The sequence below is a fragment of the Nostoc sp. ATCC 53789 genome, assembly GCF_009873495.1.
Lineage (GTDB): Bacteria > Cyanobacteriota > Cyanobacteriia > Cyanobacteriales > Nostocaceae > Nostoc > Nostoc muscorum_A.
This window is the reverse complement of the sequence record NZ_CP046703.1, coordinates 6,594,404-6,616,671: the sequence shown is the minus strand read 5'-3', so window position 1 is coordinate 6,616,671 and position 22,268 is coordinate 6,594,404. Positions and strand designations below refer to the sequence as shown.

General features: G+C 40.9%; 21 protein-coding genes. 13 read left to right on the top strand and 8 right to left on the bottom strand.

What is annotated here, in order from left to right:
* The first annotated feature begins 190 nt into the window (after positions 1-190).
* Positions 191-1,807, top strand: a complete 1,617-nt coding sequence (locus tag GJB62_RS27415) for a DUF4157 domain-containing protein (protein WP_209271458.1) — start codon at positions 191-193, stop codon at positions 1,805-1,807.
* Between the two features lie 175 nt (positions 1,808-1,982).
* On the opposite strand, the gene GJB62_RS27410 is transcribed toward GJB62_RS27415, so the two are convergent.
* From GJB62_RS27410 to GJB62_RS27390, 5 genes are all read right to left on the bottom strand, one after another.
* Entirely contained in the window at positions 1,983-2,630 is a 648-nt protein-coding gene (locus tag GJB62_RS27410; RefSeq protein ID WP_114082343.1) for an FHA domain-containing protein, read from the bottom strand.
* Positions 2,602-4,740: a substrate-binding domain-containing protein gene (locus tag GJB62_RS27405; RefSeq protein WP_114082344.1), complete on the bottom strand. Its 2,139-nt coding sequence runs from the start codon at positions 4,738-4,740 to the stop codon at positions 2,602-2,604. Before GJB62_RS27405 ends, GJB62_RS27410 begins: the two co-directional genes overlap by 29 nt.
* Before the next feature lie 43 nt (positions 4,741-4,783).
* Positions 4,784-5,464 (bottom strand): response regulator transcription factor, encoded by a 681-nt coding sequence (locus GJB62_RS27400; protein WP_114082345.1) that lies wholly within the window; start codon positions 5,462-5,464, stop codon positions 4,784-4,786.
* Between the two features lie 23 nt (positions 5,465-5,487).
* Positions 5,488-6,609: a HAMP domain-containing sensor histidine kinase gene (locus GJB62_RS27395; protein ID WP_114082346.1), complete on the bottom strand. Its 1,122-nt coding sequence runs from the start codon at positions 6,607-6,609 to the stop codon at positions 5,488-5,490.
* A 451-nt stretch (positions 6,610-7,060) separates the two neighbouring features.
* Positions 7,061-7,222, bottom strand: a complete 162-nt coding sequence (locus GJB62_RS27390) for a hypothetical protein (RefSeq protein ID WP_159402592.1) — start codon at positions 7,220-7,222, stop codon at positions 7,061-7,063.
* Positions 7,223-7,296: 74 nt separating this feature from the next.
* Here GJB62_RS27390 and GJB62_RS27385 point away from each other — a divergent pair, with 74 nt between their 5' ends.
* From GJB62_RS27385 to GJB62_RS27340, 11 genes are all read left to right on the top strand, one after another.
* A complete protein-coding gene (locus GJB62_RS27385) occupies positions 7,297-8,136 on the top strand; it encodes a Pvc16 family protein (protein ID WP_114082347.1) in 840 nt (279 codons plus the stop codon).
* A gap of 30 nt (positions 8,137-8,166) precedes the next feature.
* The gene (locus tag GJB62_RS27380; RefSeq protein WP_114082348.1) at positions 8,167-9,828 is read left to right on the top strand and encodes a phage tail sheath C-terminal domain-containing protein; all 1,662 of its coding nucleotides are present in this window, start codon (positions 8,167-8,169) and stop codon (positions 9,826-9,828) included.
* Positions 9,829-10,051: 223 nt separating this feature from the next.
* Positions 10,052-10,507: a phage tail protein gene (locus GJB62_RS27375; protein WP_114082349.1), complete on the top strand. Its 456-nt coding sequence runs from the start codon at positions 10,052-10,054 to the stop codon at positions 10,505-10,507.
* A 22-nt stretch (positions 10,508-10,529) separates the two neighbouring features.
* A complete protein-coding gene (locus GJB62_RS27370) occupies positions 10,530-11,024 on the top strand; it encodes a phage tail protein (protein WP_041565926.1) in 495 nt (164 codons plus the stop codon).
* Positions 11,025-11,035: 11 nt separating this feature from the next.
* On the top strand, positions 11,036-11,383 hold the full coding sequence (locus GJB62_RS27365) for a hypothetical protein (protein ID WP_114082350.1): 348 nt from the start codon (positions 11,036-11,038) through the stop codon (positions 11,381-11,383).
* 158 nt (positions 11,384-11,541) lie between these two features.
* Entirely contained in the window at positions 11,542-11,925 is a 384-nt protein-coding gene (locus GJB62_RS27360; protein WP_114082360.1) for a phage tail assembly protein, read from the top strand.
* Positions 11,889-12,071 carry a DUF6760 family protein gene (locus tag GJB62_RS38230; protein ID WP_114082361.1) on the top strand — a complete coding sequence of 61 codons (183 nt, stop codon included), beginning with the start codon at positions 11,889-11,891 and terminating at the stop codon, positions 12,069-12,071. Before GJB62_RS27360 ends, GJB62_RS38230 begins: the two co-directional genes overlap by 37 nt.
* On the top strand, positions 12,068-14,056 hold the full coding sequence (locus tag GJB62_RS27355) for an FHA domain-containing protein (RefSeq protein WP_114082351.1): 1,989 nt from the start codon (positions 12,068-12,070) through the stop codon (positions 14,054-14,056). The genes GJB62_RS38230 and GJB62_RS27355 overlap by 4 nt, the downstream gene beginning before the upstream one ends.
* Before the next feature lie 158 nt (positions 14,057-14,214).
* Entirely contained in the window at positions 14,215-16,395 is a 2,181-nt protein-coding gene (locus GJB62_RS27350; protein ID WP_114082352.1) for a CHASE2 domain-containing serine/threonine-protein kinase, read from the top strand.
* Between the two features lie 355 nt (positions 16,396-16,750).
* Positions 16,751-16,969, top strand: coding sequence for a hypothetical protein (locus tag GJB62_RS27345; protein ID WP_147262512.1), 219 nt, complete (start codon positions 16,751-16,753; stop codon positions 16,967-16,969).
* 372 nt (positions 16,970-17,341) lie between these two features.
* On the top strand, positions 17,342-18,070 hold the full coding sequence (locus GJB62_RS27340; protein WP_114082353.1) for a hypothetical protein: 729 nt from the start codon (positions 17,342-17,344) through the stop codon (positions 18,068-18,070).
* 75 nt (positions 18,071-18,145) lie between these two features.
* Here the strand turns inward: GJB62_RS27340 and GJB62_RS27335 are convergent, their stop codons facing one another.
* Positions 18,146-18,919 (bottom strand): MGMT family protein, encoded by a 774-nt coding sequence (locus GJB62_RS27335; protein WP_114082354.1) that lies wholly within the window; start codon positions 18,917-18,919, stop codon positions 18,146-18,148.
* Between the two features lie 24 nt (positions 18,920-18,943).
* Complete coding sequence (locus tag GJB62_RS27330) at positions 18,944-19,609, bottom strand: PAP/fibrillin family protein (RefSeq protein ID WP_114082355.1); 666 nt, start codon at positions 19,607-19,609, stop codon at positions 18,944-18,946.
* Positions 19,610-19,791: 182 nt separating this feature from the next.
* On the opposite strand from GJB62_RS27330, the gene GJB62_RS27325 reads away from it, so the two are divergent.
* Positions 19,792-21,014, top strand: a protein-coding gene (locus tag GJB62_RS27325) for an ISAzo13 family transposase (RefSeq protein WP_159402613.1) whose coding sequence is annotated in 2 segments (ribosomal slippage) — positions 19,792-20,272 and positions 20,272-21,014 — 1,224 coding nt in all. Because the reading frame shifts where the segments join, the coding sequence is not laid out codon by codon here.
* 410 nt (positions 21,015-21,424) lie between these two features.
* On the opposite strand, the gene rpiA is transcribed toward GJB62_RS27325, so the two are convergent.
* Positions 21,425-22,132, bottom strand: a complete 708-nt coding sequence (gene rpiA / locus GJB62_RS27320; protein WP_012407870.1) for a ribose-5-phosphate isomerase RpiA — start codon at positions 22,130-22,132, stop codon at positions 21,425-21,427.
* Positions 22,133-22,268: the final 136 nt, after the last annotated feature.

Here is a 22,268-nt window from a genome sequence, read left to right as displayed (position 1 = left end):
TAAAGGTACTGCATCAGAATCAAAAGTAGCCAAAAGTCGAACTTAGTAGGGGCGCAAGTCCTTGCACCCCTACGTTCGCTGAAAATCCCTTACCTTAGAGGAATTGTGTTACAAGTGCGATCGCTGTAATATCGATGTAAGTAACAGCGTATTATTCATCTAACTACTGCTTGGGAAACAGGAGAAGAAAATGAGAGAACACGTCAGCCGGCAGAAGAAAACTACTACAGACTTCTCAATTCCATCCCTGAAACACCCTACACCCGGCTTTGGTTTGGAGTCGTCGGCAATTTCACGCCAAACTGTTCCTGAAATACAACCACTTAATCAGCCACTTACTCACGATATCAGCCGCATACCACTGCGATCGCAAGCAAAACTCTCAATTAGCCAGCCTGGAGACATTTACGAACAGGAAGCTGATAGCGTAGCACAACAGGTAATGCAAAGAATGGCACAACCTGGAAATCGTCAGTCTATCCAACGAGAAGCAGTGCCGCAGGAAGAAGAAGAATTGCAGATGAAACCTCTGGCAAATTCCATCACGCCTTTGGTGCAACGAGAAGCATTGCCAGAGGATGAGGAAGAATTGCAGATGAAATCTCTGGACAATCGCACATTGCAACGAGAAGCATTGCCAGAGGATGAGGAAGAATTACAGATGAAATCTCTGGACAATCGCACATTGCAACGAGAAGCATTGCCAGAGGATGAAGAAGAATTACAGATGAAATCTCTGGACAATCGCACATTGCAACGAGAAGCATTGCCAGAGGATGAGGAAGAATTACAGATGAAGCCGAGTCAGGGTGAGGCTGGGATGGCTGCTGCGCCTGACCTAGAAGCGTCCATTAACCAAGCGCGGGGGGGTGGACAGGTGATCGCAGACAACATCCGCGAACCGATGGAACAGGCGTTTGGCGCAGATTTCAGTGGGGTGAAGGTTCACACCGATGGTCAATCTGACCAGTTGAATCAGTCAATTCAAGCGCGTGCTTTCACAACGGGACAGGATGTGTTCTTTCGGCAGGGAGAATATAATCCAGGGAGTCGCGGCGGTCAAGAGTTGTTGGCGCATGAGTTGACCCATGTTGTGCAGCAGTCAGGTAGGATGGTTCAAAAAGCAACAAGAGGCAAGCCGCATGAAAAGCATATCAGGCATGGGTCTAAGGTTGTCCAACGCGCTCTTGATAGCACTCAGGTCAGCGGAATCCATAAGGAATCCTACGGTTTGGTCAGTGTAGATTGGAATGCAGCAACGAATGAAGCAGGGGCGCATGTAAGACCAGCGGGGCAAGGGGAACATTTAAATAAAGCAGACATGTTGGCTGCTGTCAATGATATTTATCAGGCATTACATACAAGAGAGCAAAATGGCAGAGTAAAGGGATATGTGCAAGTAGACCCACAGGGAGCGGCAGTAGTCAAGAGTGTAGTAGAACTCCTTGGAGCAGCGTTAGGCGGCACATGGGGCGTGTTACAAGCCAAGGGCTTGACGGCGTGGCGTAAGTCATTTAGTAGCGTGAATAAGAACAAATCTGGCGTGATTGCCCCAGAGATCGTATCAGAACACATCGCCTGGCTAAAAGCCCTTGAAAGCAGAGGTGTATTTATTCTGCCGATAGGGCTAGACGAGCCTGGATTAACGGCTGACAAGTTCATGGAGAGTATGGTTAGTGGCAGCGACATAGGCAAGCAAAGGCTAGCTGCGTATGAATCTTGGATTAATCAAGGCAATGAGGTAGGCTTAATCATCAGGCTTGATCTTGCCCAGCTTGGGAACGTAAGAAATGTACTCCAAGGATAGTGCGATCGCGTTCTCCATTCTGACTCAAAAATGCGATCGCTCAAATAAGAAGGTTGATCGAGTGCGATTTTCTCATCTTCGCAATTTTATTTCATATAAATACTGTAATGAGGCATCGCCAAAATTTAAGGGTAGCTGATCGATCAACTACCCCAGGAAATTTGATAGCTTTTAGCTACGCTATATACACCGTAAAATTAACTAGGTTGTCCTGACCAAATCGCAATGAATCTCCATTAAGCAGGCGATATTGCATACCAGGAGTGAGAGGATTGTTGTTTAAATAAATACCATTTGTACTCATATCAACAATCATGTATGCATTTTGCGACCAGTCCCAATCGACTCGCGCATGACGACGAGAGACTATTCCCTCACTGGGAATGCCGGTCAAATCAATTTCTGGCGGCGCTATTCCTGGACTTTGACTGCGGCGACCAATATAACCTCCTTCCCCAACGAGGTGAAATTCTCTGCCAGTAGTATGAATCAGCTTTAAGGCTGGCGCTCTTTGAGGCGGAGGGACATAAGCAGGCGGTGTTGGTTGATAAGAAACTCGTGGCTGATAGACTGTTGAATAATCAACGGGGGGTTGTTGGGGAGGTTGGTAATTAGGTTGCTCTGTAGGCGGTCGTTGATACTGAGCAGGTGGTGGTTGACTAGGTTGTTGCTGAATAGGTGGTGGTTGACTAGGCGGTTGTTGTGGTGTTGAGGAAACTACATTACCCACAGGAGTGGAACACCAGGGACAAACCTTAGCATTGTTAGGCAGGGCGCGGTTAAAATATTCGCAACTAGGATTGGGGCACCGATTTGCAGGCATAGGAATTTATATCATCAGGCATAGGTTGTAAAGCTACGAGACCTACTTTACTAAGTAAACACTGACCTTGACGAGTGGTTAGCATCTGGGCAAATGTAGAACCACCAGGCAGGCGACTGGTGTCTTTAGGGTACACTACAAAAATAGGGTATCCCAAGGGGTAGCTTTGGAATGTTGTGACATCAACATAATAATCATCATGTTGACACAAGTCATCTGAGGGATTAATTGAGCGGCGATCGCGCCGTTGAAACAGAGGTTGAATCGCTGATTTTTTGCCATCTGCGATCGCTAGCGGATAACCAGTACACTGACTCGAAGTTTTACTGATAATGCCAAAACTGATAATACCAGTGGTTCGCCCATCTAGAGTCTCGCTGCGTATCTGATTTTGGGTTTTTGTTGTATCCAGCTTAGTAACATTTGCTGCAAATAAAGCTTCGTCTTGAGGGACGTTTTTGAGAACTATTTCTTGAAATTTACTGATTGCTTCCGGTTCTGTTGGAGCAAAAGGTTTCACAGCTAAATTTGGAAGTTTCGGACTAATTTGTTGCCAATTGGTAATTTTACCTGTGTAAATTTGACGCAATTGCTCAAGACTTATTTGCCCTCCAAGAGCATTAGCAAGATTTGAGTCTCTCTTATTAAATGCTACAAAAACAATTAATCCATCATAAGCAACTTGTTTTTTAGAAAGTTTATCTGTGATGTTGTCTACCAAACTAGTAATTGCAAAATCTTTTTTGTTTGTTTCAACTTCTTCGATACTTTTAATCGGATTCTTGACGTTTGCTGACAAAACAGACTGATAGTTAAATGTTGCTGTCGCATCTGGCTTTGGTCTGGTCAATAACTCTCCTAAACGACTATTTTCTACTGATTGCGTTAAAACATAACTCCACGTACTGTCTTTTTCTCCTGTGTAAGTAAATTGCCCGGCAGGAACATTGGGAACTTCGGAGAAATTTCGCACAAGTCTAGACCATAATATATATTGATTAGGACTATCTGTTTTCTTGCCCAAAAACCAATACAAAATTCCTCCGCCGAGTAGTAATAAAGCCAGAATTCCTATCAGGATTAAAGGCATTGGTAAACGTTTTTCTATTGCTTGAGAAGCTGGCGATGACACTGAACTTTTGCCACGCTCTTCTTTGGGAAGTTGCAGCAGTGCTTGACGAGCCGTTTCCGCATTCTCGAAAGGAGTTTCTAGACCAATGAGGCGATAAATAAACTGCTTTAAATGGCTATCGGTATCCGGCCATTGTTGATTATCTCTAGGGTCGAGAGGCTGGTTGGATAAAAAATTAGTTGTCCGTCCTGTCCATAGATAAAAGGCTAGCAATCCTAATGATTCTAAATCTTGCTCAGGTCTGGCAGGCGCGGGTTGAGGAATAATAGGTGGAATAAATAAGTTTTCCCAGGTTGCTAAATCACAAAAGTATATAGAGAATTTTTGATTATTTTCTAGTTTAATTAAAGTACTATCTAAGCTAATATTGCCGTGAGTTATACCCAGTTGTACTTGATTTGAGGGAAAACGCAGCTTTTGGGTGTGGAGAAACTGGAGAGTTTGTAAACTTTGATTTAATACTTCCCGCACATCAATAGATGTCATCGCTCCTTTTTCTATGAGATATTTCCCTAAAGTTTGGGATGATTCGATTCCTTGAGTGATTAGATAGCAGCGTTCTCCTTTTTCATCTGCGATCGCTTCTTTAGTTTCTACAAGACGAAAGTTTTGAATTCGACTATCGGCTAAACTTACCCCACCCACCCGTTTGAAAGTCTCTTTGCGTTTCAGAGTCTCGCTTTCATTAAAACAACGATTGGGTAGTAGGTATTCTTTGATAATGACAGGCTGTTTATCTTTAAGTTGAACACCTGAGTATAAGCGGCCTAAACCCCGTACACCAATAAAACTAGCTATTTGATAAGTTCCCTGACTTCCTTTAATCTCAGCCTCCTGTGGTAAAGTTGCTGGAAAACCACATTCCAAGCAAAACTTAGCCCCCTTGATTTGCTGCGCGGTTTGGAAAGGGCGATCGCAACTTAAGGGAGAATTATACGAGCAGGGGTATTCTTGATAAAAAGATTCAAATGAAGGCATATACAAAAAGTTTCGTGAATTGCGCCGATTACTTTCGTCGCGCTCAAGCGTGAACTAATCCTAACTTGAGGGCAGCCACAATAGCTTGAGTCCGACTAGTAACCTTCAATTTTTCAAAAATACTGGTGAGATGCGCCTTAACAGTAGCAACTGTTACATATAAATGTTTAGCAATTTCTTCATTAGAAGCACCTTGAGTTAACCAGTATAAAACTTCCTGCTCTCTTTCGGTTAAATGCACCTCATGACATGCTTTCAGGCAAGAGTCTGAATAAGCCTGAAAAAACCGGAAAAATCGACTAGCAACTTCTGAAGGTAAATAAATTTCCGCTCTTGTAACAGTGTCAATAGCCTCACACAATTGTGTTGCCACACGATTTTTAAACACATAACCTGCGGCTCCGGCCTGCATTGCTCTAAAAATCCAGTCGTCTTCTTGATGAGCCGACAACACTAAAACTTTTCCAGTGTAAGCAGTTTCCTTAAGACGTGCCAGAACTGTAATCCCATCACATCCCTTCAATTGCATATCCAGCAAAATTAAATCTGGACACTTCTGGGCTGTAAACTTTAAAACCTGCTCCACAGAATCTGCATCACCTATAACTTCTACAGGTAATGCAGAATTAATACTATAAAAATTCAGGAGAGTACGTAATCCTTGGCGGAAGCGTTCTTCATCATCTACCAGCAAAACCGAAAGTTTCTTACTATCATTAGCCATCTTTTTTAATTACAAATTACGAATTAATTCATACTCCTTGGTCGAGGCAAAATTACAGAAAATTGCGCTCCATTTTCTGATAAGGCTTGTGCCCAGATACTTCCTTGATGATCCAAAATAATTTTCTTCGCAATAGTTAAGCCTAGTCCTGTACCTCCTTTGCGCCGGGAATAAAATGGGGTAAATACTTTTTGTAAATCCTCTTGTGATAATCCTGGCCCTTGATCTGAAATTTTAATTAAAACTTCATCTTGAAAAACTTGCCAGCTACAGGTAATAGTTCCTGAGTTAGGACTGAAATGGACGGCATTACTGAGGATATTATCAAATACTTGTTTCATTTGTAATTTGTCTATCTTCAGTATTGTCGATGTATCTGGAATCAATATTTTAAGTTTTTTCTGATTAATTAGAGGCTGTAAGTTTTTGATACTTTCATAAACTAAACTTCTTAAATCTTGAAGTTTTACTCTCAATTTTGCACTTTGCCCACAATCAATAAGCTCATTTAAATTAGTATCTAAATCTTGTATACTTTCGCCGATGATTGTTGCTTGCTCTTGCCAAGGACTATCCTCTAAACCTAAGCATAAGTTATGTGCATACAATCCTATAAGCCCTAGAGCGTTACGCAATTGATGGCCTATTCGATGCAAGATATCTTCCAGGAGTTGAATTTCAGTTTTTTGTCTTCCATAGTCCAAGTAAATATCTGCATACTTACTCAGCAGCATAGCAGAGCGTTTTACATATAATTGCAAGCTCTCTGACAGAGGTTTATGAGTAATGATTTGAATGTATTCAGGTTTTTGATTTTTATATCCTATAGGGCAAATGTAAGAAATGGATGAAAAATCCTTAAGTTTAAATTCATGCAAAGTCAAAGCAGGCGGAAAATCTGTAAGCCATGCTTCAGAGCGCAAATAAGCTAAAGTTTTATGGGAAAAAGGAGCTTGGTCTTGACCATAATTTATAACTTCCTGATGATTTTTCAGCAAGTAATCATGATATACAATCCGAGCGAAAAAAATTGGATATTGACTAGTTAACTGTTCAGACTCTAATTGACAATAGCTCTGAATATCTGAGGAATTCAAATAATTCGAGCCATTCTCCAGTTTTTGTACATAAAAGCCTAGTGTCATAGCTTCACTCGCTTTTTGCAACCAAATGTTTTTATTCTTCTGCTGACCAGTATAAATTTATGCAGTCTCAGTAATGTTTATTTTTTTATTAAGTTATCTTCTTAGATAATCAATACAAAGAATTATTAAGTTTACGTTTATATATATTTATCATTTTTCTAAGTATATATAGGTACGTAGAGCATTTTTTTATTACAACGCATAGATTTTGTGGTGTGGTCATCTCGCCACTCCTATTAAGAACTGCTCCAGACTAATCTACAAACTGAAGTTACTGCTTTTCGGATTTTCGAAAATCTAATATCTTCCAGCCCAACTCAAATGGGGAGCAGGGGAGCAAGGGAGAATGGCACCAAGAAAAGCTGGAACCTCCTTGCCGGCAGGGTGTGGGAGGTGTGGGAGGATGGGGAAGAAGTCTTACCCCCCACACTCCCCACACTCAAAAAGCAAGTTATATCAGGGCTTTGCGATTAACAAGCGTGCCATTCGGAGCAGGGGGAGAATTCGTAACTCCTAACTCTTCACGGGCTAAACCTGAGCTATCCGCTAACGGAACTGTTTTGCCCAATCCCCAATTCCCAATTCCCAATCCCCAATCTAAAAATATCGACAAAAGTCTAATTACCTTTAGAAGGCTGATACATATACTGTAGATGCATCTGGATTAGCTACCAGCAGAACACCTTCATGCTTATCTTCGTTCTTCAAACTTTAGCCGAAATTCTAGCTGGAGGAACCTCACTTACCAGTACAGAGCAAATTGACTTTAGCCATCCTGGTAATCGAAGGGAAGAGGGAGCAGGCCCGACTCTCAATTTATACATTTTTGATATACGTGAGAGTAAGCAGGTACAACATTCTGGTAGGCAAGTTGAACGCAAGCTAACACGCGCTCTACAACCTGCCACTGTAAATTGGGCACCCGCTTGGTTTGATGTTTCACTGCTATTAACAGCCTGGGATAGAACAGCTTTAGGGGAGCATCACTTTATCAGTGAGGCGTTGGCTGTGCTGTTGCGCCATCGCACCTTGGAAGAGGAGTTTTTGGTTCCTGAATTACGGGGCTATGGTAATTTGAACATGACAGTTGCCCTAGAGCCGCCAATTGAAATTGGCTCTTTATGGAGCGCTCTCAATGTGCCATTGCGTTCAGCCTTATATTTGACAGTTACAATTCCCTTCGAGCCACAACCTACGCCAGTACCTTTGGTTTGGGAGCGAATTTTCAATTTACGAAATCAATTGTCTCGTGATAGTGACAGTCTAGTATTAACCAGGCGAGTTGCGATCGCAGGCATTGTCAAAAGTGCGGTGACAAATCTGCCGTTGGTAGCGACAGAAGTAGCGGTGAGGGGAACTGAAAAGTCCATATCAACTACTAAAGAAGGGCTGTTCTTCTTTGAAGACCTTCATTTAGGTAATTATGTTTTGACTCTGAATCATCCTGGCTATTTACCCCAAAACGTCAATGCATTGGTAGATAACCAAAGTAATACTTTCAAAGAAATATTTCTAACTCCTGAATAATTAGATTTTTACTGACTTGGAGAAACTTTCATGGCTAGACTTGATTACTTTGCTCCTGGTGTCTACATCGAAGAAATTGACCGGGGTAGCCGACCAATTGAAGGTGTTAGCACAGCAGTTGCCGGATTTGTAGGTTTTACAGAAGACGTTCGTGGTGGGGCTGAGTTATATAAGCCCATGCTAGTAACTACTTGGACGCAATATTTAAACTACTTTGCCCGTCCCAATTCTGACGGCTTCACCGACTTCAACGCTTATTTACCCTTTTCAGTCTACGGCTACTTTATGAATGGTGGCGGTCGTTGCTGGGTAACAAGCATTGGGACTCAGTTACCAGGCGCACCCAGACCTGCAACTCCAGAACCGGCGACTCTCAGAATCAACTCTAGAGGTAATCGTCCAGCCCTGCGCTTTACTTTACGTCCTGAGCAAGCATCAGGCGGATTAGTAAATCTTGTAATTATTGATGGTTCACCCCGCGCCTTACCGGAAGGTACTGAAGGAGAAGCGCCTCCAAATACAGGTGAATATTTCACCATTCAAATTCGTCGGGGAGATGAACTTTTAGAGCAATACGAAAACTTGACAATGAACCGCGAGCCAGCTGCTCAGATAGCGACTTATGCGTTAGCGGCATTGAGAAATTCGATGTATGTCAGTGTAGAAGACATTACTCAAAGTGGACAGCCTTTAGCTCGTCGTCCCGTGAATGGTCAATATGAACTAGCGCCACCCATTGTTGCCGCTCCACCCGATAGATTTTCACAAAATTTAGAAGGGGTTCGAGACGATCGCACCGGGGTACGCGGTATCTTTGAAGTTGATGAAATCACAATGCTGGCTTGTCCTGATGTGATGCGGGCTTATCAAGAGCAGATACTGAATTTAGATCAAGTCCACGGCATCATCGAACTGATGATTAGTATGTGTGAGGGTTCTGCCAGTGGCGATATTCCCAACCCCCCCAACCGCATGGTTGTACTTGATGCGCCACCGGATGCCGTCAAACCCCAGCAAGTAGTTGAGTGGTTGAATAGATTTAACCGTCGTTCGATGTTTGCGGCCCTTTATTATCCTTGGATTAAAGTACCCAATCCACGCGATCGCGGTAATCCAATTCTAGTACCTCCTTGTGGTCATGTGATGGGTGTTTGGGCCCGCACCGACGAAACCAGAGGAGTTTACAAAGCCCCCGCAAATGAAGTTCCCAGAGGCGTAATTGGTTTAGGCTATGACACCAACTTCCGCGAACAAGAACTATTAAACCCCTTGGGGATAAATTGCATTCGCAACTTCCCCAACCGAGGTATCCGCATTTGGGGCGCACGCACTCTAGTTGAGCCAGATAAAACAGAGTGGCGTTACATCAGTGTGCGTCGGTTAATTAGCTATATCGAAAAATCCCTAGAACTGGGAACTCAGTGGGTAGTTTTTGAACCGAACGACCAAGATTTATGGGCACGTGTCACCCGCACCGTCAGTAACTTCTTAGAGCGCATCTGGCGTGAAGGTGCTTTGTTTGGGGCATCTCCAGCACAAGCATTCTATGTGAAGTGTGACGAAGAATTGAACCCACCAGAAACCAGAATTTTAGGACGTTTATATATTGAAGTCGGTGTTTGCCCAGTCAGACCGGCTGAATTTGTTGTTTTCCGCATCAGCCAATGGAATGGCATTGAAGATAACGAATAGGGCATTGGGCATTGGGCATTGGGCATTGGGCATTGGGCATTGGGCATTGGGCATTGGGCATTGGGCATTGGGCATTGCTCAATAATCAATAGTTCTTCTTCCCCTGCTTCCCCTGCTCCCCCTGCTCTCTACTCCCCATTCCCCATTCCCCATTCCCCATTCCCCATTCCCCATTCCCAATTCCCAATTCCCAAATTAACCACACACAAAGGAGTCTAAAAGTATGGCAGGCGAATTTTTAACCTCTTGTAAGTTTTACTTCGAGGCTGATGGAATTACTGATAAGTTCATCAAAGAAATTAGTGGCTTAGGCGTTGAGAATACTCCAGCACAAGAAGTTCACGGTTCATCTAAAGGCGCTAAACTAATGCGTCAAGCTACACCAACTGTTGTTAAATTTACTAACATCACAGTAAAAGTCATCGCCACTGATGATATAGACCTTTATACTTGGTATCAAAAGTGTAACGAAGACATGGGTGATCCTCGTCAGTGGGCACAGAATCGTAAAACTGGTTCAGTGGTCGCTTATGACCAACAAGGCTCAGAAAAAGCACGCTGGAACATTGTCAATTGTTATCCCTGTAAATACACCGGGCCTACCTTAACAGCCTCTGGTGGTGATATGGCAAATGAAACAGTTGAATTGGTTCACGAAGGAATTAAACGAATCAAATAATTAGCATTTGCAGTAATTAACAGTGGTACAATCCGCAAGCCGAATTCCAGAAGTTCTTACGGCCCATCGGTTCTATTTAGAACTGACACTAGAAGGTCAAAACGATGCCAATTGCTTCTTTTTGGAGTGTCAAGGCTTCAAAAGAACCCAAGAGGTAATTGAAATTTCTGAAGTTACTTCTCAAACCTGGGGTAAAAAAGGGCAATCAAAAGGTCAGGTGGTGAGAACTAAGCTTCCTAGCAATCCTAAGAGTGGTAATCTCACTCTGCGTAGAGGTACTACCAACTCTATGGATTTTTGGAAGTGGTTTGAAAAAGTCGAAAAGGGTAATTGGTCTGAGCAACGTAGACTTGTTGCTTTGTCTATTTATAATCAGGCAAATCAAGAAATAGCTAGATTTGAATTAGCCGGTGCTTGGCCTGCAAGTTACAAAATTGCCGATGTTAACGCCCGCAGCCATGACATCGAAATTGAGGAGGTGGAGGTTGCTTTTGAGGAATTTAAACGCGTGAAATAATTAGGAGAAGTATGTTTCCCACAGAGTTTGAATTTACACTGCCAAAGGGGTATCTAGACTCTGAAGGCAACCTCCACCGCAAAGGTGTAATGCGGTTATCAACGGCGATAGACGAGATTGCACCCTTGCGCGACCCACGCGTTAAAGCTAATCCTGTTTATGCCACAATTATTATCTTGTCACGAGTGATTACTCACTTGGGTGCTTTATCAGAAGTGACTCCTGCAATAGTAGAAAACTTTTTTGCCCAAGATTTAAATTATCTCCAAGATTTTTATCGGCGAATTAATGGCTTGGAAGGTGAAACTTCCATACCGGAAGATACAGTAAATTCTCCCGAAGCAGTTCTTCATAATTGAATTGGTCATGGGTTATAGGGCATTGGAAATAGGGAGTGGGGAGCAGAAGAGCAAAGAGCAAAGACTCATTAATGGAGTTCAAAGACTCATCCCCTATTCTCTAATTCCCAATTCCCAATGCCCAATGCCCAATGCCCAATTCTCAAATTAAATTACCTATGCGCCGTAAGAAAGATACTCTCTGCACAGAATTTGCCTTCACTCTTCCTAGAGGATTGAGTGATAATGAACACCGGGTACATCGTCATGGGGTGATGCGTTTAGCCACCGCTAAAGATGAAATTTTGGTGCAACAAGAGCGCAGAGTTCAGGAAAATCCAGCTTACGGTGTTTTGGTGATGCTTGCACGGGTTATTACTCGCTTGGGCAGTCTTAACTCTGTTAGCCCTGATTTACTTGAAGAACTTCTTCTACATGACATTGCCTATCTCCGAGAATTTTATAATCGAATCAATCAGGAAGGCGATGTACATATTCCGACACAATGTCCCCACTGTAATACCCAATTTTCTGTGGAGCTAGAACTAGCGGGGGAGTCATAAGCTACCCCTCCGATACTTTATATGAGGAGGTAGCTTTTATTGCTTATCATTTCCACTGGTCACAAGATGATATTTTAAATTTAGAACATACTACCCGTCAGCGCTGGGTAGCAGAAATCAATAAAATTAACCAAAAATTAATATGAAAGTAAAAGTTAGCTACTCACCAAATCTAAGTGAAGTCAATGAAGTTGACCTGACCACAGAAACTCCAACGAGAGGAGAATGGTTAATAGGTCGTTCTCCTGATTCTGATTTAGTCTTAGACAGTCCTGATATTAGTCGGGTACATGCTAAGTTTTTTGTTAAAGCTGGAAATTACTACTTCTCTGACCTTGGCAGTAGAAATGGCTCAATATTTAATGGAAAACAAGCCGAAAAAGATCGACCATATTCTTTGAGTGATGGAGATATTATCAGGATTGCAGATTACGTTCTGATCTTAGAAGCAGTTGCTCCCGCTTATGAGCAACCAGAGACAGTCTTTAGAATTATAGACCCTTCACTGTTTTCTCGGCCGCGATCGCCTGAAAGTGTCAGCGCAGCCAATGTCGTTAATCCATCCCCAGAACTAGTTAGCGAAGTTTCAGCGCCTATTACTCCCGAAGTAGAAACACCTTCTCCAGAAGTAAGCGAAACCTCCGAAGTTGTTGCTAATCAACCCGATGATGTCATTCCGGTTGTTGAGATAATCGCCCCTGAAAACATCATTCAGTCACCAGAAGCAGTTAGCGAAGTTCCACACAATGTTCATGATGAGATTGGAGATTTGCAAGCGTTAGTTGCACCAGAAGTCAGTGCAGATGTTGAGGAAGTAAAGATTCCAGAAGTTAGCGAAAATGGTGAGGAAGTTTCTTTTACTGTAGCTGATGATGCGATCGCAGCACCTGAAAATATCATCGAAACTTCTGAAGAGGAAATTACATTTCCAGAAGCCACTGACGACGAGGTTACAGACTTTCAAACAGCACTGGCAACAGAATCTACTTTCGTGCAACGGCGTGATATAGAAGCAACCTCCCCAGAAGATGCAGAGTTAGAAGCAGCGCTAGAAGCAGAAGTCACCTTCGTACAGCCACGTGATATTTTCCACCAAGTTCCCGAAACAACCTCCCCAGAAGATGCAGAGTTAGAGGCGGCGCTGGAAGCAGAAGTCACCTTTGTGCAGCCGCGTGATATTTTCGGCGAAGTGTCTGATGAAGAAAGTACCGTTCTGGAAGTTACTCATAATGAAAATCAAGTAGTAGATTTAGATACACCAGTCGCAGAAGAAGTCAGTTTAGAGTTTGGCGAATTTGTCAATGAAGTTACAGAAGAAGAGGAGATTCAGCCGCAAGAAACATTGAGCCAACCTACACAAGATATCAATGATGAATTAGCAGATTTAGATATTTTATTTACGACAGAAGACAGCACAAATATTAACGAAGTAGAACCTAGTTTTGCTGTTGATGAAACAGGAGGCGAAGTTTCTGAAGCATTGACGGAGCCTGATAATATCGTTGCAGAAGTTTCTAGCAATCAATACATTGATTTGAATAATACAACTACAGAAGAAGCCAGCGTAAATGTTGATGATGTTGTTCTAGTAAGTGAAGTTTCTGAATTAGCTGATATTCAATCTTTGGAAACAACAGAAAGCGAAGTTCCTGAGAGTATCAGTCAAACTATTGAAGAGGTTCCTGAAGTAGAAGCGGCTCAATTTGATGAAACTCCAGAAGAAATAAATGTAAGTGAGCCTCCCCAAGTGATCATTGAAAGAAACATAGTACTCATCGCTCACGAGAGCAAGAAATCAGAACTTGCTGAATTTGTTTCTCAACATCAGGAATTTTTCTCACAGAGCTTTACAATTACCTGGCCATCTGTTGGCGAAGTCTTACATCAACAAGCAGGAATAACTATTAGTCAGCAAACCCCAGCACCGATTTCTGGAGGATATCAAACAATTGCTTCATTAGTTGGAGCGGGAGAAATTTTAGCAGTTATTTTCCTGAGAGATTTGCTGCAACCTCAGCCTGGTCAGGCAAATGAAGAAGCACTGCTCAGATTATGCACTATTAATCAAGTTTTGCTGGCAACTAATTTGCCAACAGCAGAAGCGATCGTGCATTATCTTAAACATATATAGCCCTACTTAATCATTCGTGATTAACAAAATCCCCGATTTCTTAAAGAAGTCGGGGATTTGCATATTTCGAGAAAAGTTGCAAATTGCATAGAATAATTTCAATGGTGAAAATTAGGATAAAAAATATGTATATTTTAAAATAAAACTTATCTAGAGAAATGCTTACAAACTTAAAAACTTTATTTAGACAACCAGTTATTCTTTCAAGTGCGATCGCTACAATTTTACTAGTAGGCATTCAAAAACTTGGGGTTTTCGAGCCTCTAGAAATGAAGGTCTACGATCAAATGATGCAATTACGTGGCGACCCAGGCCCAGACTCTCGTCTATTGATTGTTGCTTTAACTGAAAAAGATATTCAAAAATGGAATTGGCCTCTATCTGGCGAACTTCTAGACCGACTATTGGGCAAACTTGAAGCTTATGAACCGCGAGCCATTGGTCTAGATATTTTCCGTGACTTACCTGTACAACCTGGTCATGAAAAACTACTGCAACGCCTACAACAGAGCGATATCATCATTCCTATCTGTAAACATTCTGGTTCTAACAATCCGGGAATACCAGCCCCAAAGGGGATTGAAGCAGAGCGAGTAGGATTTAATGATGTAGTAGAAGATACTGACGCGACAATTCGTCGCAACCTATTATTGGTAAGTGCAGAAGAGTCAGATTCCTGTCAAAGCACTTATTCTTTTAGCTTACAACTAGCACTTAAATACTTAGAAGTTGGAGGCATCCAACTAAAATTTACTCCAAAAAAAGAACTACAACTACGAGATACTGTATTTAAACCCCTACAAAGCGACGCTGGCGGTTATCAGAAAGCAGATACAAATGGCTACCAAATTTTGCTTAACTACCATTCTGGTCATCAGATTGCCCAGAAAGTAACTATTACAGAAATACTTGAAAATCAAGTTAAACCAGATTTGGTGAAAGACCGCATCGTTTTAATTGGTTCAACAGCCAATAGTTTAAATGATATTTTTAACACGCCATTTGCTACTGGTAAGTCAGATAATTCCGGCAAAATGGCAGGAATTGAAATTCATGCCCACAGCGTTAGTCAAATTCTCAGCGCTGTTCTTAACAAACAGCCATTATTTTGGTTTCTACCTGAATGGGGTAAAGTCTTGTGGATATGGGGATGGACTGTAGTTGGTGGGTTGCTGGTATCGCGGATTCAACATCCACTAGGCTTAGGACTGGCAGGAGCAACAGCCCTTGCAGTCTTATTTGGAGGCAATTTTGTCATTTTTACCCAAGCTGGATGGTTCCCGGTAATACCTCCGACTTTGGGGTTAGTATTTACCGCCGGGAGTGTTCTTGCTTATAGTGCTTATAAAACGAAACAAGAGCAACAAGAAATTACCCAACGGGTTCAAGAACACCAACAATTAATTGTGGAATTGCAAGGTCTTTTACGGCAGCGCGGCGATGCCTCAAATGAAGCACCAACTGTAATTGCTGATTCCATCGGGCAAGAAATTTCACTAGGAACTCTACTAAACAACCGCTACAAAATTACTCAAGGCTTGGGTTCTGGAGGATTTAGTAATACTTATTTGGCTGATGATATCCAGCGTCCTGGTAATCCGCAGTGTGTGGTTAAACAGTTGCGTCCCCCCCGCCAAGATGCAGAATATTTAAATGTCGTCAGACGATTATTTGACGCTGAAGCACAAATTTTAGAAACCTTGGGTAAGCATCCACAAATCCCTCAACTGCTAGCTTTTTTTGAAGAAAATCGGCAATTTTCTCTAGTGCAAGAATTTGTTCGAGGGCACGCTATGGACAAAGAAGTAACCTCTGGAAAGCGACTAAAACAAGCTGAAGTTGTGGAAATGCTCAAAGAAGTTTTACATGTTCTTGTTTTTGTTCACAGCTATGGTGTAATCCATCGAGATATCAAACCTAGTAACTTGATTAGACGAGAATCAGATCAACACATTGTTTTAATTGACTTTGGCGCTGTTAAGCAAATTCATCCTCAGCAGCAAGAAGCTCAGACTATTTCAATTGGTACGCCTGGTTATGCACCTTCTGAGCAAATGAGCGGTTTGCCAAAACTCAACAGCGATATTTATGCGTTGGGAATTATGGGAATTCAAGGTTTAACTGGGGTAGATCCTAGAGAATATCGCAGAGATGTAAATACTGGTGAAATAATTATTCAAGGTGGTGCTGATGGCAATCAACAGACTTGGCAACATTGGCGCGAACTAACTGAGGCTACAAACGAGTTAGTTATTATTTTAAATAGAATGGCGCATTTCGATTTTACTCAACGATATCAGTCAGCAGCAGAGGTTCTCAAAGCTCTCGAAAGTCTTTAGTAATATGTTATGTAGCGTTTCTTAGCTAACTGAGGTATACCCTAATACGGTTTAGTTAAGGCTAAAATTCTTTGTCAAAGTCAATATTTTTACGAACCACAGAGACGCAGAGGGCACTGAGAGAATAAAGAAATACTTAACTGAACTGTATTGAGGTATACCCAAATATTTTTTACCAAGCTTAGTAACTTTGAATGATCTTTTTCAGCTCTTTCACTCCATTAGCTCATCCTAATGGGTGAGGAATAAATCAACCGATCGGGTAATCTGAATGCAGGAAGTTAAGACAGATAAAAAATAAGACTCTATTACCTAAGAACACTAATTACACTTCACTTTAACTAAATAGAACCTTATGAAACTTTCTATCTTGATAGATTCTGTACTCATTGTTACTTCGATTGCTTTATTGCCTGGGATGGGTGGCGCTCAAATAGTTACTCACAATAGTGGCGAACCTATAGCTGTCAACTCTAAGAATCTACCCACTCATTCTACAAACGTCAGCGACCCCATACCTTTTGATGTTGCATTTCTAGCTCATCAAGGAGGGAAAGCTTCTGTTTACCCCTAATCATCATCCCATTACCAAAAATTACTTTAACCCTTCCAACCTTGGAGGGGTTTTTAGTTGATGCTTGCTTTTTGTGTCGTCCCCTTTTTTCAATGCACCTTTTCATATTTCTCCCAGAGAAAAGCGCGATCGCACCATGTACAGTACATTTATTCCTATAATGCTTGTATAGCAACACTTTCGGCTATGTCACAAACCCTCTGATTACCCTGCTCCCACTGTAGCGCAGCCTCTCACACTCCCAGAAAAAAGGGGCGGGTAATAAATTATTTACTGTTCTATCAAATTAACGTTGTTAAGTTACTCAGCAGGTGTAGTTCCCACCTCCAGGCTGTGTTAAATATTGTGACGCGAAACAGGAGTATAGATACGTTGCTAAAGCTTTCTCCAGAATCTCCTCTATTTTTTGTCTTAATTATTATTAGTTTTTTAATAGTAACTTTGTCAACCTGGTTATTATCTAAACCATTTATTTTAAAACCTTTTGGGTTGAATGATATTATCCAAATACTCACATTACAGTTATTTATCTCTTTATTACTAGAACGTTCTTTAGAAGTTTTTATAACTACTTGGCGCGGCCCATTCGTGGAACAATTAGATATTAGTATTCAACAAGAAAAGGCTCTTATATCCGAAAAACTAAGACTTATAGAAGTCCAACAAAAACAGTTTCCTTCTTTTGAATCAAATCAAAGCATTGGGCTACCACCTGAAGGAATGAGTTTAGAACAGCAAATTATCCAGAATTTTACACAAAACCAACAGGAATCATTAAAAATATTCAAGCCACAAATGGATAATTTAAATGAAAAAGAGCGCAAAAAGATAGCTTATAAATCTGATACACGAGTAATTGCTCTATGGACATCCCTCTTATTTGGGCTTTTAATGAGCGCAATAGGTATTCGATCAATTGAGCCACTTGTAGTTCTTGATTTCGATAATCCAATTCAAGTAATTATTTTTCGTTGTTTAGATGCGTTACTGACAGGAGGTTTAATTGCAGGAGGTAGCGAGGGAATTCATAAGCTAATAAAAGTTTTCATTGACTTTATGGAAGCCACATCTAAACAAATCAAAAATCAAGGATTATCTTGATCCAAGGAACCATTTTACTTTTCAGAATGCCGGATAATCTTGTAATTACCATGATAATTAAATAAGCAATATCTATTATAAATATATGTTGCAATCTTCCCATGAATAATTATTAATATCTACATAATTTTTATTTAATTTTTTCACTACGTCTGCCTCTGCTAAAACCTTAACTCCTTCAGTTTCCAACTTATCTTTTTGTTGGTTCACATAATTTATTAAATAACCTTTAGAGTCTAATATTCTATGTACTGGATAATTATTAGCTGAGGTTTTTTTCAGATATGTAGGAATAGCTCTTAGATAACTATTATCAACTCCTATAGCTTTAATTATCTGTTTATATGTAACTACTTTCCCACTAGGAATTTTGATGATAAAATCTAGAAATCGTTCATAAGGATTTTCAGGTAATGCTGGAAATTTCTGAGCTTGAACCTGAAATTTACTACCAACTTGAATTTGACCTGATTGAGTAACTACGCCTAAGATTCCTCTTTTACCCTTGATGCTCTTGAATGATTCTACTAAGTGGGCTATTCGCTTACACGGTTCGCAGTAAAAAGTTAGACGAATTGCCGCACCACTTTCAAAGGTTAGCAGAGATCCAGGAATAAATTTATCAAATCCTATACCTGTAACCACAATATTTTCTCGCAATTCTCCTGGTTGAATTGATAAGTCTAAAATATCTTCATACCTAACAATTAAAACTTGCCTGGGACTTATCAGCTCGGCATTAATATCTTCTTCTATACCATGACCTAACTTTAAGTTTAATGTTTTAAGTTCTACCATTGCAGAACCTGGTTTTACTTTGGTGAAAAGATGCGTTATTGAGAGAGCCATATCCACTCATCGGCGCGATCAATTTTAAATTGAGGAGGTGAAGTCAGGTAAATCATCAGATTTACTAAGAATGAATAAACTTCCATCTCCTCCACGGCCAATTCTTAAGGTTTCATCTAAATAAGTAATGTCTAATGTCGCAACTCTGCTAGTAGGATTATTAGCTGAGACAACCTTAAATGGGTTTAGTTGAGGAGTATTAATACCAACAATTTGCTCAATCGATAGGTAGCGTTTGTCAAAATAAACGTTGAGGCGTTTGTTAGCTAGAGGTTCTAAATCTTCTTTGGCTGGCCCAAAGCTAGCTGTCACTTTAACATATCCTGAGACTATCCCCAGAGGATGTTTAACCTTAGCTAGATTGAAAAACAATTTATTTGTAACATCAATTACTTGATAAACTTTACCCAGTTTTAAGCCCAATGGGAGAGAAGCTAAAGACCGGATTTCTCTAGCAGTGGAGTATTGCAGTTGCCAAGCTCCGTTTAACAAATGAGTCGCGTTGCTCAGAGGATTAAGATTCGGATTGACGCTCTCTAGTTCCGTCGTCAATTTTTCAATTTCTTCGGCTAAGGTTTTGTCTAGCTTCAAATCGGTAACAGGAGAGCCATCGCTCTTAGCTTGAATCTCCTCAAGCTTGGCTTGTAATTTTTCCTTAAGCAAGACATGGGCCAAGTAGCGATCGCACATTTTAAATTAGTGTTTAGATGAACTGAACCTGCTGCTTAGGGACTTCCAGAAAATAAAATATACAGATAATAAAAATGATAATCATTGTTAGGGGGGTGGGAGAGGCTGCCGTTGGCAGCCTCTCCCACCCCAAGTTGTAGTAAATTGAATGATGATTCGATTTTGGGATGTTTGAGGTGTCAATACAATTAACAGATTCATTGAAAAAGTTATTGAAGGAAACCGCACATCAATTAAAGGGAGCAGCTAAACGTAGGTTCATTGCACAAACAGTTGTGGCATTAGGACACGGAGGAAAGTCTATAGCAGAGCGAGAGTTAGGATGGAACCGTGTAACTATTGGTAAAGGAATTAAAGAATTAAATAGTGGTATCACTTGTGTGGATAATTATCAAGGTAGAGGAAGAAAAAAAGCAGAAGAACACCTACCAACTCTTTTAGAAGATATCAAAAAACTAGTCGATTCTCAAAGTCAAATAGACCCGACTTTTAAAAGTCAAAGACTCTATACCCGACTGGGCGCATCTGTTGTAAGACATCAATTAATTGAAAAATTTGGTTATGCTGAAGAAGAATTACCAACTTCAGAAACAATTCGTGTCAAGTTAAATGATTTAGGGTATCGCCTCAAGAGGGTTGCCAAAATTCAACCTCAAAAAAAATTCCCGAAACTGATGCAATCTTTGAGCAATTAGCTATAGTTCACCAAGAAGCTTCAGATGACCCAACTATTTTACGTTTAAGCTTGGATGCGAAAGCTCGCGTAAATATCGGCTCCTTTGATCGTGGTGGTAGAAATCGAGTACCAACAGAAACTGATGACCACGACTTCAAACCAAAAACAACTGTAGCTCCTTATGGTATCTTTCTTCCAGACCTTGACGAGCTATTTTTGTATTTTACAGAATCCAAAGTAACTAGCGATTTTATCGTTGACATTTTAGGGGATTTTTGGAAATCAGAAAGCTGGCGATTTTCGGAAATAAAAACTTTACTTATTAATCAAGATAATGGAGGAGAAAATAGTTCTCGACGTACTCAGTTTATGAAACGTATAGTTGAATTTGCTCAATCATACAAATTAAATATACGTTTAGCTTATTACCCTCCCTATCACAGTAAATATAATCCAATTGAAAGAACTTGGGCTGTTTTGGAGAATCATTGGAATGGCAGTATTTTAGACGATGTGGAAACTGCATTAAATTTTGCTAAGACTATGACGTGGAATGGTAAAAGTCCAGTTGTTAAGTTAGTTACTCAGACTTACTCTAGCGGAGTCCGTCTAACTAAAAAAGCTATGCAAGAAATTGAAAATAAGATTGAACGTTTGACTAATTTTACCGAAGATAATTTACCAAATTTAGGTAAGTGGTTTATTGATATCTGTTGTGGAGTAACGTAATTTTCAAAAAGTTAAAAGCGCAAAAATAGTCGATAGCAATTCAGCTCACTGCATTTAAGAACTCTCTTTGTGCAGACATTTATCTTGCCTATTTATTGAGGGAGAAAGGGGTTGCCGTTGGCAACCCCTTTCTCCCCCTTAAAATGATTATCATTTTTATTGACTGTATATTTTATTCTCTGGAAGTCCCTTAATTTTGGATTTTAGATGTCTCTAAAATCTAAAATCCAAAATCTATAACTCTTACACCCGAATTTCTCACGTATTGTGTGGTTCGGGTAGGGAGTGTGGGAGGTGTGGGAGGTGTGGGAGGTGTGGGAGGCAATGCAGTGTTCATTGATGTGCAGTTATTCAATTCCTCCTCTTTCTCCCCACACTCACGCTCATTTCTCACTTGTGAGAAATCCAGGTTACAGTTGCCGCACTAATGGCTGACCATCTTTGACTTCACCAATCAAAACTAAATCGACACAGTTAACAAAAATACCATTTTCCAGAACACCGGGAATGTTATTCAATGTTTTTTCTAGGCTGACTGGATCTTCAATAGAGTCAAATCTGACATCTAAGACAAAGTTACCTTGGTCAGTGATCACTGGGCCAGCTTTTTTTACACCCATGCGGAGTTCTGGTTTCCCACCGAGTTTTTTAATGGCATTGGTTACAGGAGTAATTGCCATTGGAATCACTTCCACGGGTACAGCAAAACTAGAACCCAAGCGATCTACTAATTTACCACTATCTACCACGACGATAAACTGTTCTGCCAGGTAGTCTACGACTTTCTCGCGGGTATGTGCTGCACCACCGCCTTTAATCAAATTCTTCTGCGGATCAACTTCATCTGCACCATCAATAGCAATATCGATGTGGTCAATAGAATCTAAGGTTGCGAGAGGGACACCATACTGCTTCGCCAGCACTTCTGACTGAAACGAGGTAGGTATGCCAATGATATCTTTGAGTTCACCAGACTTGAGGCGATCGCCTAAAAACTGAATTGTATATGCTGTAGTTGACCCCGTACCCAACCCGACGATAGAACCCGATTTTACTAGGGCGGCAGCGGCTTTGCCAACTTCTTGCTTCATCAACTTTACGGGATCTGTTCCTGTCATTCCCAAAACTCCTGAAAAACTGACTATAGTCCATAGTAGTGGGCAGATAACATCAAAAGATGAAAGGTAAAAAACAAGTTTTTGCTAATTTCTGCTTCCTTTATTAGGAACTTGTAAAAAATAAAACATCGTAGTG